Raw genomic sequence first — 14,988 nt, forward strand, 5'->3', positions numbered from 1 at the left:
CCTGCCTACGCAGGAATGACGAGCACTTTGGATTCAACGGATAAAAATACCCCAATTTAATCGTCACCCCGGCGAAGGCAGGGGTCTACTTAACGCGTGCACTCTACCTTGAGAAGATTCCTGCCAACGCAGGAATGACGCTCGTTTTGGATTCAGCGCGTAAAACTAAGCCAATTTATACGTCACCCCTGCGAAGGCAGGGGTCTACTTAACGCGTGCACCCTATCTTGAGAAGATTCCTGCATGCGCAGGAATGACGAGCACTTTGGATTCCACGCATAAGAATACCCCAATTTAATCGTCACCCCTGCGAAGGCAGGGGTCTACTTAACGCGGGTATTGACCGGACTCATAGGTAACAGTTCTAACCGGGCACATGGGTAACAAGTGCTAATGTGTAAGCTTCGAAGAGGAGAAGCTTATGCCATGGAAAGAGACTTGTATCATGAGCCAGAGAGAACTTTTCATTGAAGATTGGCTTAGCCATCGATTTTCTATTAGTGAGCGGTGCCAGCGTTATGGCATAGCTCGTAAAACAGGCTATAAATGGATCAACCGTTTCCGCGAGCAGGGAGTGAGTGGTTTAGCTGATTTGAGTAGAGCTAGGCATACTCATTCCAATCAAACTCCCGAGTGGATTATAAAGCGGATACTTGATTTGAAAGTTCGATATCCAAATTGGGGGCCGGTCAAAATTCACTCCTCCCTTTATCGTGCAGACCATTCTCAACATTGGCCTGCTCCAAGTACAATTGGTGAAATCCTCAAGCGCCATAACCTTGTAAGACCTAAACGAAGAAGACTCACGACGCCACCTCAAACTCAGCCGCGTGCTCATGCGATAGAGCCAAACGATGTTTGGAGCGCAGACTTTAAAGGTCAGTTTAAGATGGGTAACGATAGGTGGTGCTATCCACTTACTCTTACTGATAATTTCAGTCGTATGCTATTGGTTTGTATGGGGCTTTACAACACCAAACTACCCGCTGTACAAGTTGCCTATGAAGCCGCTTTTCGAGAATATGGCCTACCTAAAATGATTCGAACGGACAATGGCTGGCCATTTGCCTGTGTGACTTTAGGAGGACTAACGCCGCTATCAATCTGGCTAGTTCGCCTTGGTATTTATCCTGAAAGAATTAAGGCTGGCTGCCCGCAACAGAATGGTCGGCATGAAAGGATGCATAGAACCTTGAAGGCAGAAGTAGCCAAACCACCGAAGGGCAATTTATCGGCTCAGCAACGTGCTCTCAATCGCTTTAAGTCGCAATACAATGAGGAACGTCCTCATCAATCTCTTGGATTAGGGAAATGTCCTGCGGATGTTTATATAAAGTCTCCTCGACCGTTCCCCAACCAATTACCTCCCCTGGAATACCCTAGTGAACATGAAGTCAGAAAGGTGAAATTTGGTGGCTATATTAAACTTAATGGGCAAGCTATTTATGTCACCAGAAGACTATTAGGCGAGTATGTCAGTTTGGAATATGTAGATAATCGATGTTGGTTGCTTCGGTTCGGAGAAATGAGACTAGGGATCGTAGATGAAGTTGTTGGGAGAGTCATTCGGCCAACATAGGGTGTTACCCATGTGGCCGGTTTAAAGTGTTACCGATGTGGCCATCAGTACACGCGTGCACTCTACCTTGAGAAGATTCCTGCCAACGCAGGAATGACGCTCGTTTTGGATTCAGCGCGTAAAACTAAGCCAATTTATACGTCACCCCTGCGAAGGCAGGGGTCTACTTAACGCGTGCACCCTATCTTGAGAAGGTTCCTGCATGCGCTGGAATGACGAGCGCTTTGGATTCAACGCATAAGACTATTCCGATTTATGCGCCTCAAACTCAATGTACAATACCTTGCTAAAAACTGTACAAAAAGACAGTAAAATGCTTGAATATCTGCATATAACATTTTGATGGATGGTAAATATGGCTCAGCTGTTATCGGCAATTTCTCTTTCTTCGCTTTCTGGCGTAGGAGCTAAAGTCGCTGAAAAACTGGCGAAAGTCGGCTTACACTCGGTTCAAGATTTACTGTTTCACTTACCTCACCGTTATGAAGATCGTACTCGTATCTACCCGATCGTTCGTTTGCATCCTGGTCTTTGGGGATCGGTGCAAGGGAAAGTCATGAGTAGTGATGTGGCTTTCGGGCGTCGCAAGATGTTGACGGTTAAAGTAAGCGATGGCAACGGTACTATTACACTACGCTTCTTCAATTTTACCGCAGCAATGAAGAATAACTTCTCTGAAGGTCGCCTTATTGTCGCTTATGGTGAAGTTAAGCGTGGCAACCATGGTCTTGAGATCATCCATCCAGAGTACAAATTTCAAACCGAAGGTAAAGCGCCAAAGCTAGAGCAAACCTTAACCCCGGTTTACCCAACTACAGAAGGATTAAGGCAGCTCACACTGCGTAACCTCACTGACCAAGCTCTTGAGCTCATGGACAAAGCAGCAGTAGACGAGTTGCTTCCAAGCGGTCTTTATAACCAACAAATTACCCTCGCCGAGGCGCTACACACTATCCATCGTCCACCACCAACGATTAACTTGGACGACTTTGATGAAGGTAAGCACCCAGCTCAGCAGCGACTGATTATTGAAGAGCTGATGGCACAAAACCTTTCTATGCTTGCGGTACGCCATAAAGGTCAACAAGATGCAGCCATTGGCTTAGCGCCTGTTGAAAAGCTAAAAAATCAGCTACTTGAGCAACTACCTTTTTCCCCTACAGGTGCGCAATCAAGAGTGGTGCAAGAAATCGAAACTGACCTTGCTAAACCTATTCCTATGATGCGCCTAGTTCAGGGTGATGTGGGTTCTGGTAAAACCTTGGTAGCCGCGCTCGCTGCTGTTCGTGCGATAGAACATGGCTATCAAGTGGCTATGATGGCACCGACCGAATTACTTGCCGAACAGCATGCCATCAACTTTGCAGGTTGGTTTGAAGCCATGGGGATACAGGTTGGTTGGTTATCAGGAAAACAAAAAGGCAAAGCTAAGGAAGCGGAGTTGGCACGTATTGCCAGCGGCGAAGCTCAGATGGTCGTAGGGACGCACGCCCTATTCCAAGAGTCGGTTGATTTTCACAACCTTGCGTTGGTTATTATTGATGAGCAACATCGCTTTGGTGTCCACCAGCGCTTAGAGCTGCGTGAGAAAGGCGCTAAACAAGGTTTCTACCCTCATCAGTTAATTATGACGGCCACACCGATCCCAAGAACCTTAGCCATGACGGCATATGCCGACTTGGAGACCTCAGTAATCGACGAACTGCCACCAGGAAGAACACCAATTCAAACCGTCGCCATTCCAGATACAAAACGCGACGACATCATTGAGCGTGTCAAAAATGCTTGCTTACACGAGGGCAAACAAGCGTATTGGGTTTGTACATTAATCGATGAATCAGAGGTATTAGAAGCACAAGCCGCCGCTGAGACCGCCGAAGATCTGCAACGTAAACTGCCTGATCTTAAAATCGGTTTAGTTCATGGTCGAATGAAGCCAGCTGAAAAACAACAAGTGATGAAGCAGTTTAAAAATAACGAGCTGCACCTTCTGGTTGCAACCACCGTCATTGAGGTCGGTGTGGATGTCCCTAACTCCAGTTTAATGATCATCGAAAACCCAGAGCGCCTTGGTCTAGCTCAATTGCATCAGTTACGGGGCCGTGTTGGCCGTGGTAGCGTGGCAAGTCATTGTGTGCTGTTGTATCACTCCCCACTCTCTAAAACTGCTCAGAAGCGCTTAGGCGTACTGAGGGAAAGTAATGACGGCTTTGTTATTGCGCAAAAAGATCTGGAGATTCGTGGCCCAGGTGAGCTACTTGGCACCAAACAAACTGGGCTGGCTGACTTTAAGATTGCTGATTTAGTGCGGGACCAAAGATTAGTACCGGAAGTTCAACGAATTGCGCGACATGTGCACGAACAGTACCCCGAGAATGCCAAGAAAATTATTGATCGCTGGTTAGGAGACAGAGAGTTTTACGCCAAAGCATAAGACGCCTGCTCTCTATATCATCGCCACTCTACAAAATAACGCCGTCATCCCCTTGAAAAAGGGGATCTTCTTCAGCACGCCGCTTACGTAAAGCAAACCTTCTGCACAACCTAGAAGTCCTCTACCTCAAACCATTCTTAGCTACAGGGAAACTTACTTGTGCCTTCAGTCCACCAGCACTGCGATTCGAAATACTCACTGAGCCGTGATGCTGACTAATAATCCGCTTCACAATCGCCAGCCCTAGACCTGTCCCTTCACTGCCTCGTGCGGTATCACCTCGTGTGAAAGGTTCGAATAGACGACCTATTTGGCTCTCTTCGATACCAGGACCATTATCTTCAATAGTGACCCAAGCCAGTTTGTTGTCCGCAGTCATACCTGTGGTGACTTTCACCCAACCATTGCCGTAACGAACCGCATTAACCACCAAGTTGGTAATCGCACGTTTAATCGCAATTGGACTGCCTTCAATATCTTTGATAGTTGCCATTGGGGCATATTCTATCTGGATCTCATATCCGCCTTCCGATGAGACAATATCAGAAGAAATGTCATTTAGGCTCATCGGTTCAAATGACTGAGTATTTACCGGTTTTAGGTAATCCATAAACTGGCCAATGATTTCATTACACTCTTCAGTGTCGCTGATGATGCCCTCTGCTAAATAGCTGTCTTCGGGCGACATCATTTCTGTCGCAAGGCGAATTCGCGTTAATGGGGTGCGAATATCATGGCTGATGCCCGCCATTAATAAGGTACGGTCTTGCTCAAGCTCTTGAATACCTTTTGCCATTTGGTTAAAGGCACGCGTAACCGAGCGAATCTCAGACGCACCCTTCTCAGGTAAAGGTGGCGGGATTTCCCCTTTACCCACCAAGTTGGCGGCATTTTCGAGTGCGGTAAGTGGCCGGTTTTGCAAGCGGATGAATAGCCAGCCACCCGCAATCACCAATAGAGCCATAATCAAGCTATTTCTAAACAGCGGCGCAAAGTCTTCTTCCTGCAACTCTGACAGCGGAATGCGTATCAACGAGTTGGGCAGTGCATCTATCTTCATCCAGAGGATGTAGCTTTCAGCTCCAAGAATCAGCCTAACTTCAGTTTTTGAATCCAGTTCATCACTCATCTCCTCGCTCATCAGGTCGATAGGCATCGCATGGTTAAACTCGTTCGCCATCGCGCTGTCATCAGCATGAATAGTGACACCCAACTGCTCCAATACACGTCGGCGTAAAGGAGCATCCATTTCAAGCTGCTCATCAATCGCTTCATTGTCTTCCAAGAAAAACGATAGCTCATGCGCCAGTATCTTATTGAACTGCTGCAAACTAGGTACAAGAGCGTAGTTGTACACGGCGTAATAAGAAAAAACTTGGCTAGCAATCAAGAGTGTAAAAAACAGCAGAATGGATTGCGTGAAGGAGCTACGAAATCGCATAGGTTTTCCTTAGAGAGCGAAGATGAGAAGAATCTGAGGTAGATAATAAACAAAAGGCCCTGAATCCATCCAGAGCCTTATCGACATTTCTGATTATGCTTCTTTGCCGTCCGGCACAAACACATAACCTAGACCCCACACAGTTTGAATGTAGCGAGGTTTGCTTGGGTCGATTTCCAGCATACGACGCAGACGAGAAATCTGTACGTCGATAGAACGTTCCATTGCCGAGTACTCACGACCACGAGCCATGTTCATCAGCTTATCACGGGACATCGGCTCACGTGCGTTGGTCACCAAGGCTTTTAGTACTGCAAATTCACCAGATGTTAGAGGCATTGCCTCTTCACCACGGAACATTTCACGTGTACCAAGGTTCAAACGGAAATCACCGAACTCAACCACTGACTCTTCTTGGCTTGGCGCGCCAGGAGCTTCAATAGTTTGACGACGTAATACCGCTTTAATGCGAGCAAGTAGCTCACGAGGATTAAATGGTTTCGGTAGATAGTCATCCGCACCGACCTCTAGGCCGACAATACGGTCAACTTCATCACCTTTGGCTGTCAGCATCAGAATCGGCAACATGTTGTTGGCGTTACGTAAACGACGACAAATCGACAGGCCATCTTCACCTGGTAGCATTAAATCCAATACCATAAGGTGAAAGTTTTCACGGGTTAACAGGCGGTCCATCTGCTCACTGTTAGCAACACTGCGTACTTGGAATCCTTGCTCTGATAAGTAACGCTCTAGTAATGCACGTAGACGTGCATCATCATCAACAACTAAAATCTTGTGATTTTCTTGCATATTCGATTCCACCACTAAAAAGCAATTTACCGACCCCTCCGTCAACAAAAAGTGTGTCAGAAGAGTATCTGCACTAAATGTAACATTTCATGGCCAATAATTGCGCAGAGAATTGTTAACGTTTATTAATTATGGCTCATATCAGACACATTCGTCACTGCTCTAAGTGATATAAGTGATGTATATCTAATGTTGCCTAATTTTACTTGCTGCAACTTCGTTAACCTGTACGCTAACTATTCAACGTCTACTAACCCTTTGTAACGTTTTAAAATATGCTTTTGTGCGCCCCACCAAGCCCATGTCATATAACCTAAGTAAACTATCACTAGTTTATCGAGCTCAAGGAGAGATTATGACATTTGAAGCACAATCAGAGAGTCCGTTTTCACGCGATAACTTCGCACAAGCACTGAAGTATTGGCGCAATTTTAATGGCATGTCTCAATTGGAACTGGTTGAAGCGCTGAGCTTGTCCCATCGAGCATTTCAAGGGATAAACCAGCCAATGCTCAGTAAGTGGGAACATGGCAACGGACAGCCTTCATTGATGCGCCGAATCGGGGTCGCTACGTTTTTCCAGCAAAGTTACCATTATTCAGAAGATGAACGTCGTATCATTCAAGGGGTCGAAAAATATGACGACTTCTTTAGAGGGTTTGACACGCTCTACCCTTATACGATTGATACATATGAAAACTATCGTTGGGATAATCTGCCAGAGCTCTATCGAGAACAAATCGTCTACGCGCAAGAGCACTATCGCTTTATCACGTTTCAAGAACTAATAGACGTCATGTCCATTCAAGAAATCAACGTAGTTCTTGCTAAGCACCGGGACGCGGTGGTTGGCCATATTGTGCATGGTAAGGATATTAACGGGCAGAACTGCCTACTTAGCTATGTGGCGCTTAATAAAGACTTGCATCGATTAGTGCATAACTACGCGTGTGAGCTGTTTGAAGGTAAAACCTTATTGATCACCGCGATCAAGCCTTATGCTAAAACTCTGATCTCGGATATCTATATTCCTGAAAAGTACCAAAGCGGTCATATTACTGTGTATGAATGCCAAGTCGACACGCTAGCCGCCAATCCGTTTTTCGACCAAATTCACGATGAAGGGCGAATCCTAACGTTACTAAGCCATCATCAGAAGATTCAACGTAACCGCCGCTCAGCACCCACACACAAAACGGACGAGTTAGCTCTGTCATAAATCACAGCACGCAATTTGAGCTCTCAAAGAAATACCACTTTAGGAGCTCAAATCGCTCTATTTATTCAGAGTGCTGTTGGTAAGTAATGGAGTTAATAAACCACTCTCTATCTCCTTGAGGGGTCTTCACCACTACCTCATCATCCACTTGTTTTTTTAGCAGCGCCCTCGCCATCGGAGAATCAATCGATATATAACCTTTTGCATCACCGTAAATCTCTTCGGGACCAACAATCCGGAAATGCATGGTTTCACCTTCTTCATTTTCAATCTCCACCCAGGCACCGAAAAAGACCTTCCCTTCTTGTTGAGGTGAATAATCAACGATGGTGACCTCAGGTAAGAACTTGCGCAGAAAGCGAACACGGCGATCGATTTGGCGAAGCAAACGCTTATTGAAGGTATAGTCTGCGTTTTCAGAGCGATCACCTAAACTCGCCGCCCACGTCACTATCTTAGTGACTTCAGGACGTCGCTCATTCCAGAGGTAGTCATGTTCTTGTTTCAGTTTGTTGTAGCCTTCACGCGTGATCAATTTGGTCTTCATTTTGCTCTCTATTAATAGCAACTGCTGCTGAGAGATTATAACGAACTATTTGACTTTGTATGAACCCAAAATCCTCTCACCTTGTACACCAACGAATTGCTGAAATGATAGTAAATCCTCAACGCACCGTTTTAATCGGTTCATTCTCTCTGCCAGACAAGACGGTACACACCCTCTCTCAAGAGTTGAATGGCCATGGGAGAGTCATCAATAAGAACCATGTTTTGGGGTAAATGAGAGCCGGATATTTACACGTTGTTTGGCAAGACGAGTTTTTTTGATTAAAACGAGAAGGTATTGAGTTTAGTTTGGTCGTTCTCAGATTGGTCGTGGAAAACTTACCTGAGAACGCACTTTTCTATCCTGAAGGCGTACGCTAGATACTTACACCAATGTTACTGACTCCCTCTTCCTTAAGCTCAAGGCGAAGATCTTTAATCAGCTCTATATCACGCTCAGTGCAATCACGTAGTGGACGGAAAATAGCCCACTGAACATCCCACTCTTCACACACAGCTTCGTTTTCTTTTTGGTTCTCATTGGTGATTTCCACACCGGTTTCTGCTTGTTCAAGCTGAGCCACAGTCGCGACAGACTGTTGACTGATCTTAAGCGTTGATTCCAGTAAGTAATCACGATCGAGCAAACCATGCAATAGAGTCGATAAGGCAAAACACGCATCAATCGCTGGATAGACGCCGTAGATATCGAAATCTTCTGAGTTCGGAATGACCTCTTCTAGCTTTTCAAGCTGCTTTTCGAAGTTGATTTTGGCGGTTTTCACCGTTAGCAGTTCCCATACTGCATCCAAAATATTGCGGTACACGCGCGCTTCAGCAAACTCGGTTTGCTCACAGAACATAGCGAAGTTGGGGTACATACGCTCGCACAAACAGGTCATAAAAGTGATATGCTGCCAAGGCTCAAATTTTTCGATACGTACCTGAATAGGGTTCTTTAACATGGTCGCTCTGCCGTAGTGAATATAGTCTGCGGAAGTGTAACCAAACGGATAGGGAATAGCCAGAAATGACGACGCAAAAGCATCGCTTAGCACTTGTGACGGACAACAATGAACACTACCTGCCACTGCTCGAAGCAAAACAATTGCCTGATTTGGAGATTATCTCTGAGTTGAGTAATGCCACTATTGTGCTGGCAGCGCCGCCAAAGCTTGCTTCCGAACTCGATAATGCTGAGCAGTTACAGTGGGTTCAATCTACCTATGCTGGTATTGATGCCTTACTTGGCGAATCTCTGCGTAAAGACTACAAACTCACTAACGTAAAAGGCATTTTTGGTCAGCAGATCAGTGAGTATGTGCTGGGTTACGCCATCAGTTACTTCCGTCATTTCGATCTCTATAAACAACAGCAGCAAAAACGTGATTGGCAGCCACACAGCTATCAATCGCTGATTGGCAAACGTATGGTGATTTTTGGTACGGGTGCGATTGGTAGTCATCTGGCGAATACCGTCAAGGTACTGGGCATTGTGCCTGTCGGTGTGAATCGCACCGGCATTCCTCCTCGCCAAAGTGCGTTTGCAGAAACTTTTCATATCAATGAAGCAGAAAAAGCGCTGGAGCAAGCTGATATTATCGTCAATACCTTGCCCAACACCCCGACGACAAATGGACTGTTCAACGAACAACTCTTTGCAGCCTGCCGTCATGCTTTATTCTTCAATGTTGGTAGAGGCCAAACCGTTGATAGTAATGCCCTGCTTAGTGCGCTGGATAAAGGTCACTTGGTCCATGCTTTCTTGGACGTATTTATCAACGAGCCTATTTCTCAAGAGTGCCCTTACTGGCACAACCCAAATGTCACCGTAACCCCACACATTGCTGCAATCAGTTTTCCTGAGCAAGTGGTCGAGATTTTTGCCGAGAACTATTTGCGCTGGCGTGATGGGTTTCAGTTGCAGAATTTGGTGGATTTTGAGCGTGGGTATTAAGGGGGGTGCTTTAGTTTTATCAAGCATCATTCTCAAAAAGTTGTCACTCCTGCGAAGGCAGGAGTCTTCTCAACGCACGCACTAAGCCTCAAATAGATTCCAGCCTTCGCTGGAATGACGTGAGTTGAGAATTAGTCACACTAAAAAATCGTCACAACACCCACAGCTAGTGGAATGACATAAGCTGTTGGTCCATCACTCTAAAAATAGTCGTCACTCCTGCGAAGGCAGGAGTCTTCTCAAAGCACGCACCAAGCCTCAAACAGATTCCAGCCTTCGCCGGAATGACATAAGCTGTTGGTCCATCAGACTCAAAATAGTCGTCACACCTGCGAAGGCAGGAGTCTTCTCAACGCACGCACTAAGCCTCAAATAGATTCCAGCCTTCGCTGGAATGACGTGAGTTGAGAATTAGTAATACTAAAAAATCATCACAACACTCACAGCTAGTGGAATGACGTAAGCTGTTGGTTCATCACACTCAAAATAGTCGTCACTCCTGCGAAGGCAGGAGTCTTCTCAATGCACGCACTAAGCCTCAAATAGATTCCAGCCTTCGCTGGAATGACGTGAGTTGAGAATTAGTCACACTAAAAAATCGTCACAACACCCACAGCTAGTGGAATGACAAAAGCTGTTGGTCCATCACTCTAAAAATAGTCGTCACTCCTGCGAAGGCAGGAGTCTTCTCAATGCACGCAACTAAGCCACAAATAGATTCCAGCCTTCGCTGGAATGACGTGAGTTGAGAATTAGTAATACTAAAAAATCATCACAACACTCACAGCTAGTGGAATGACGTAAGCTGTTGGTTCATCACACTCAAAATAGTCGTCACTCCTGCAAAGGCAGGAGTCTTCTCAATGCACGCACTAAGCCTCAAATAGATTCCAGCCTTCGCTGGAATGACGTGAGTTGAGAATTAGTCACACTAAAAAATCGTCACAACACCCACAGCTAGTGGAATGACATAAGCTGTTGGTCCATCACTCTAAAAATAGTCGTCACTCCTGCGAAGGCAGGAGTCTTCTCAATGCACGCAACTAAGCCACAAATAGATTCCACCCTTCGCTGGAATGACGTGAGTTGTGAATCAGTCATACTAAAAAATCGTCACAACACTCACAGCTAGTGGAATGACGTAAGCTGTTGGTTCATCACACTCTATATAGTCGTCACTCCTGCGTAGGCAGGAGTCTTCTCAGCGGACGCACCAAGCCTTAAATAGATTCCAGCCTTCGCTGGAATGGCGTGAGTGGTGAATCAGTTATACTAAAAAATCGTCACAACACTCACAGCTAGTGGAATGACGTAAGCTGTTGGTTCATCACACTCTAGATAGTCGTCACTCCTGCGTAGGCAGGAGTCTTCTCAACGGACGCACCAAGCCTTAAATAGATTCCAGCCTTCGCTGGAATGACGTGAGTTGTGAATCAGTCATACTAAAAAACAGTCACACCACTCACAGCCTGTGGAATGACGTATGTAGTAAGCCACCTAACACAGATAAACTATTTCTTAGGGTATTCTTCAAACATTTTGTGCACCTGCTCTTGCACAAACACATCTCTATCTGCGGGCTCCATGGTTTCAGTCAATTGGCGCTGTGACACCGAGCGCCACACCACATCGTTCGACGTGGCATCAATAAGTTCAACGCTCAGTTTACCGAACTTCTTCTCTTTCACTCGAGTTGGCGTCCTAACCCCTACTCCATAAGCACTGTTGTATCCACCTGACCCGATACCGAAACCAAAACTTGGCCCGTCTGCCAACAACTCTGTACCTTCTAGGATGTCATAATACACCAGCACATCGGCATCTTTATCCACCAGCGTCAGCCCTCGTAATGCCATTTCATTATCGACCGCTTTTTTGATGCGAGCTCCATCAAGGCTAACAGGATCTGCACTGTTTTCTTGATATTGATAAGTTTTGAATGCTGAGAAGTTAGTACTTGAGTCGTAATCCGTCGCCACATCAGAGGCGCAACCAATGAGAAAGAACAGCGAAGTAAGGAATGGGATGACCGCTTTAAACATAGTCAGTCCTCTTAACGAGTGCCTCTGTTTAGCTTAGTCAAAAATAGAAAAAAAGCCGTCATCGACTTAAGATGACGGCTTTAAAAAAACATTAACTTGATTTACTTGTGATACGGTTTAGATAACTCGTGCACCGCTTCAACAAATACACCTGCATTTTCAGGTGGCACATCTAGATGAATACCATGGCCTAAGTTGAAGACGTGACCAGTGCCACCATCACCGAAGCCTTCCAGAATGGTCGCAACTTCTTCTCGAATGCGCTCTGGCTGAGCGTAAAGCATTGATGGGTCCATGTTACCTTGCAGTGCCACTTTGTCGCCGATACGCGCTTTAGCGTCCGCGATGTTAATCGTCCAGTCTAGACCCACTGCATCACAGCCTGTCGCTGCGATTTGCTCAAGCCACATGCCACCATTTTTAGTAAATAGTGTCACTGGAACACGACGACCGTCGTTTTCACGTATAAGACCATCAACAATCTTGTGCATGTATTGAAGTGAGAACAAGTTGTAATCACGAGGCGTCAATACACCGCCCCATGTATCAAATACCATGACCGATTGGGCACCCGCTTTAATTTGTGCATTAAGGTACTCAATAACACTGTCCGCTAACTTATCCAGTAGTGCGTGCAGAATTTGTGGCTCTGCGTACATCATCTTTTTGATCTTAGTGAAGGCTTTCGAACTGCCCCCTTCAACCATGTATGTCGCCAGCGTCCAAGGACTGCCAGAGAAACCGATAAGTGGTACATCGCCATTCAAGTCTTTACGAATTTGACGTACTGCATTCATGACATATTGCAGCTCGCCTTCTGGATCAGGTAAACCAATTTTGTCGACGTCTGCTTTGCAAGTAATAGGACGTTCAAACTTAGGACCTTCACCCGCTTCAAAGTGTAAACCTAAGCCCATCGCATCTGGAATAGTCAGGATGTCAGAAAACAGAATGGCAGCATCGAGTGGGAAACGACGAAGCGGCTGTAGCGTCACTTCAGATGCTAACTCGGCGTTCTTACACAAAGACATAAAGTCACCAGCCACAGCACGTGTTTCGCGATACTCAGGCAGGTAACGTCCTGCTTGGCGCATCATCCATACTGGTGTGTAATCTACAGGTTGCTTTAACAACGCTCGAAGATAGCGATCGTTCTTTAATTCCGTCATTCTTTTTTCTCCAATTCGAAAGGCGTTAGTTTAACGCTAATCGTTGACCGTGTGCAGCCATAGATAACAATTCTTTTACCAAAATTTGAGGGCTATCCGGTCTTATGCTTGAACGCTCAAAAAAGAGTCACTTTGCAAGCCAGATCATATTATTAATGACCAATCTAATAGCGAATTTGCAACCCATTAATAGGAATGTTAAAAGTTTGTTTGCTAGCGAAAATTACAATAATACAACTGAGTATCGCACTCAGCATCTCATAACGACATCTTACTTACCCCCTCCGCTTGCGGAGGGTTTTTTTTATCCTACTTAACTTGCTCTGCCGTGGCATTGATCAATGCTCGGGCAATGGTCCCTTCTGGTGCAACTAGAGGCAGTGCATTGGTTTCAAACCACTGCGCATCTTTCAGCTCGGAGAAGTCTGGTTTAATTTCACCACTCTCATAATCAGCCAAAAACGCCATCATCATGCTTGATGGAAACGCCCAAGGTTGGCTGCCGAAATAGCGAATGTTCCCCACCTTAATGCCCGTTTCCTCTTCCACTTCGCGTGCGACACATGTTTCTAGGGTTTCGCCCACTTCTAAAAACCCAGCAATCACGGTATACATGCCGCCTGCATGGCGATTATGCTGAGCTAATAGAATCTGCGACCCCTTGCGGACCGCCACAATAATGCATGGGAAAATTCGTGGATAATGTAGCGTTCGGCAATCTTGGCATTGCATCGCCAGTTGATTGTGATTGAGATGATTTCGTCCACCACATTGAGGGCAAAAGCGCATAGACTGACTCATGTAGCCATATTGGATAGCTTTGGATAACTGGTAGAAAAGCGCCTCTGGTAAATGCAGTAACTCGCGTAAAGAAGTAAGTGGTCGCTCACCGTCTAGGTCTGAATCATTGAGCCACATTACCGGTGTACCTTCAAACTCTCCAACCTGAATAGCCTGCACCGCTGGGAGTTGAAATTGCTCCGCCGACCCCTGCGGCACCTCACCGTCTACAAGCCATAGTTCGTTCCCTGACACCACACACCAATAAGCTTGATGAATGTGATTTTCACTTTTTTTTAACATCATGAATCCTCATTGCTTGCAGTTCGACCATTTTACTGGCAATCTAAATTCATACCAGCTAGAAAAACGAAATTCTAATTCTGGTACCATGAGAAACGACTTCTCAGTAACTCTTTGTCATTACAAAGCTAGAGACTGCCTATTGCGGTCCCGATCATGAGGACATGGTCATGTTAAATAAATTCAAACAAGTACAAGAACAATGGGGTGGCTCCAGCGAAGTCATCGACCACTGGCTAGAAACTCGCCAAGCGCTTATCGTCGAATACTGTAAGCTTGGTTCTCTGCAACCTTCTCAAGCTCAATCCAACGTCGTCGAGCTGCCTTCTCCTAAAGACATCGGTTCCTTTTGCGACCATCTTGTCGACTATATCTCTGAAGGTCATTTTAAGATCTACGATATGGTCATGGATAAGTGGAAAGCGACTGGCTTCAAGACCAACGATGAGATTGATGCCGCTTACGCCAAGATTGTCCTGACCACTGACCCACTGCTTGAATTCAACGATAAGTACAAGAAAGTGGATGATGAGATGCCTAGTTTCGAACAGGACATGTCAAAAGTTGGGGAGATCTTAGAGTTACGCTTTGCGGTAGAAGATAAGCTGATCCAACTGATTGCTGATAGTTTAGCGATTCCGCCAGGGGCATAGAGGACGCTGTTGTAAGCAACAATAGACTTATAGCTTTGACAGGCCCGCAATG

The 14,988-nt window shown here is 45.8% G+C and carries 12 protein-coding genes; 5 read left to right on the forward strand and 7 right to left on the reverse strand.

The window, feature by feature from the left end:
• Positions 1 to 421: 421 nt before the first annotated feature.
• Together HW45_RS26685 and recG are read left to right on the forward strand one after the other, a co-directional pair.
• Entirely contained in the window at positions 422 to 1,579 is a 1,158-nt protein-coding gene (locus HW45_RS26685; RefSeq protein ID WP_038231047.1) for an IS481 family transposase, read from the forward strand.
• A gap of 355 nt (positions 1,580 to 1,934) precedes the next feature.
• On the forward strand, positions 1,935 to 4,013 hold the full coding sequence (gene recG, locus HW45_RS26690) for an ATP-dependent DNA helicase RecG (RefSeq protein ID WP_038231049.1): 2,079 nt from the start codon (positions 1,935 to 1,937) through the stop codon (positions 4,011 to 4,013).
• Between the two features lie 121 nt (positions 4,014 to 4,134).
• Here recG and envZ read toward each other — a convergent pair whose 3' ends face one another.
• Positions 4,135 to 5,454, reverse strand: a complete 1,320-nt coding sequence (envZ, locus tag HW45_RS26695; protein ID WP_006071275.1) for a two-component system sensor histidine kinase EnvZ — start codon at positions 5,452 to 5,454, stop codon at positions 4,135 to 4,137.
• A 93-nt stretch (positions 5,455 to 5,547) separates the two neighbouring features.
• Positions 5,548 to 6,267: an osmolarity response regulator transcription factor OmpR gene (gene ompR, locus HW45_RS26700; protein ID WP_006071277.1), complete on the reverse strand. Its 720-nt coding sequence runs from the start codon at positions 6,265 to 6,267 to the stop codon at positions 5,548 to 5,550.
• A 355-nt stretch (positions 6,268 to 6,622) separates the two neighbouring features.
• Between ompR and HW45_RS26705 the strand changes: the two genes are divergently transcribed.
• On the forward strand, positions 6,623 to 7,486 hold the full coding sequence (locus HW45_RS26705; RefSeq protein WP_038231050.1) for a helix-turn-helix domain-containing protein: 864 nt from the start codon (positions 6,623 to 6,625) through the stop codon (positions 7,484 to 7,486).
• A gap of 61 nt (positions 7,487 to 7,547) precedes the next feature.
• On the opposite strand, the gene greB is transcribed toward HW45_RS26705, so the two are convergent.
• Together greB and HW45_RS26715 are read right to left on the reverse strand one after the other, a co-directional pair.
• Positions 7,548 to 8,033: a transcription elongation factor GreB gene (gene greB, locus HW45_RS26710; protein WP_038231051.1), complete on the reverse strand. Its 486-nt coding sequence runs from the start codon at positions 8,031 to 8,033 to the stop codon at positions 7,548 to 7,550.
• Positions 8,034 to 8,409: 376 nt separating this feature from the next.
• Positions 8,410 to 8,997: a YjaG family protein gene (locus HW45_RS26715; protein ID WP_006071293.1), complete on the reverse strand. Its 588-nt coding sequence runs from the start codon at positions 8,995 to 8,997 to the stop codon at positions 8,410 to 8,412.
• Between the two features lie 65 nt (positions 8,998 to 9,062).
• Here HW45_RS26715 and HW45_RS26720 point away from each other — a divergent pair, with 65 nt between their 5' ends.
• Positions 9,063 to 9,989 carry a D-2-hydroxyacid dehydrogenase gene (locus HW45_RS26720; protein WP_038231053.1) on the forward strand — a complete coding sequence of 309 codons (927 nt, stop codon included), beginning with the start codon at positions 9,063 to 9,065 and terminating at the stop codon, positions 9,987 to 9,989.
• Between the two features lie 1,511 nt (positions 9,990 to 11,500).
• Here the strand turns inward: HW45_RS26720 and HW45_RS26725 are convergent.
• The 3 genes from HW45_RS26725 to nudC all read right to left on the reverse strand — a co-directional run bounded on the left by HW45_RS26725 (position 11,501) and on the right by nudC (position 14,283).
• Positions 11,501 to 12,031 (reverse strand): DUF4136 domain-containing protein, encoded by a 531-nt coding sequence (locus HW45_RS26725; RefSeq protein WP_038231056.1) that lies wholly within the window; start codon positions 12,029 to 12,031, stop codon positions 11,501 to 11,503.
• Between the two features lie 101 nt (positions 12,032 to 12,132).
• Entirely contained in the window at positions 12,133 to 13,200 is a 1,068-nt protein-coding gene (gene hemE, locus HW45_RS26730) for a uroporphyrinogen decarboxylase (RefSeq protein ID WP_006071299.1), read from the reverse strand.
• Positions 13,201 to 13,509: 309 nt separating this feature from the next.
• The gene (gene nudC, locus HW45_RS26735) at positions 13,510 to 14,283 is read right to left on the reverse strand and encodes an NAD(+) diphosphatase (protein ID WP_038231081.1); all 774 of its coding nucleotides are present in this window, start codon (positions 14,281 to 14,283) and stop codon (positions 13,510 to 13,512) included.
• Between the two features lie 164 nt (positions 14,284 to 14,447).
• Here nudC and HW45_RS26740 point away from each other — a divergent pair, with 164 nt between their 5' ends.
• On the forward strand, positions 14,448 to 14,936 hold the full coding sequence (locus HW45_RS26740; protein ID WP_031493852.1) for an Rsd/AlgQ family anti-sigma factor: 489 nt from the start codon (positions 14,448 to 14,450) through the stop codon (positions 14,934 to 14,936).
• Positions 14,937 to 14,988: the final 52 nt, after the last annotated feature.

This window comes from Vibrio sp. ER1A, assembly GCF_000733315.1.
Taxonomy (GTDB): domain Bacteria; phylum Pseudomonadota; class Gammaproteobacteria; order Enterobacterales; family Vibrionaceae; genus Vibrio; species Vibrio mediterranei.

Excerpts from the sequence above, each read along its gene's own strand:
- HW45_RS26720 (WP_038231053.1), top strand. The coding sequence starts at position 9,063 with ATGACGACGCAAAAGCATCGCTTAGCACTTGTGACGGACAACAATGAA.
- hemE (WP_006071299.1), bottom strand. The coding sequence starts at position 13,200 with ATGACGGAATTAAAGAACGATCGCTATCTTCGAGCGTTGTTAAAGCAA.
- greB (WP_038231051.1), bottom strand. The coding sequence starts at position 8,033 with ATGAAGACCAAATTGATCACGCGTGAAGGCTACAACAAACTGAAACAA.
- envZ (WP_006071275.1), bottom strand. The coding sequence starts at position 5,454 with ATGCGATTTCGTAGCTCCTTCACGCAATCCATTCTGCTGTTTTTTACA.
- HW45_RS26705 (WP_038231050.1), top strand. The coding sequence starts at position 6,623 with ATGACATTTGAAGCACAATCAGAGAGTCCGTTTTCACGCGATAACTTC.
- nudC (WP_038231081.1), bottom strand. The coding sequence starts at position 14,283 with ATGTTAAAAAAAAGTGAAAATCACATTCATCAAGCTTATTGGTGTGTG.
- HW45_RS26725 (WP_038231056.1), bottom strand. The coding sequence starts at position 12,031 with ATGTTTAAAGCGGTCATCCCATTCCTTACTTCGCTGTTCTTTCTCATT.
- ompR (WP_006071277.1), bottom strand. The coding sequence starts at position 6,267 with ATGCAAGAAAATCACAAGATTTTAGTTGTTGATGATGATGCACGTCTA.
- HW45_RS26685 (WP_038231047.1), top strand. The coding sequence starts at position 422 with ATGCCATGGAAAGAGACTTGTATCATGAGCCAGAGAGAACTTTTCATT.
- HW45_RS26715 (WP_006071293.1), bottom strand. The coding sequence starts at position 8,997 with ATGTTAAAGAACCCTATTCAGGTACGTATCGAAAAATTTGAGCCTTGG.
- HW45_RS26740 (WP_031493852.1), top strand. The coding sequence starts at position 14,448 with ATGGTCATGTTAAATAAATTCAAACAAGTACAAGAACAATGGGGTGGC.
- recG (WP_038231049.1), top strand. The coding sequence starts at position 1,935 with ATGGCTCAGCTGTTATCGGCAATTTCTCTTTCTTCGCTTTCTGGCGTA.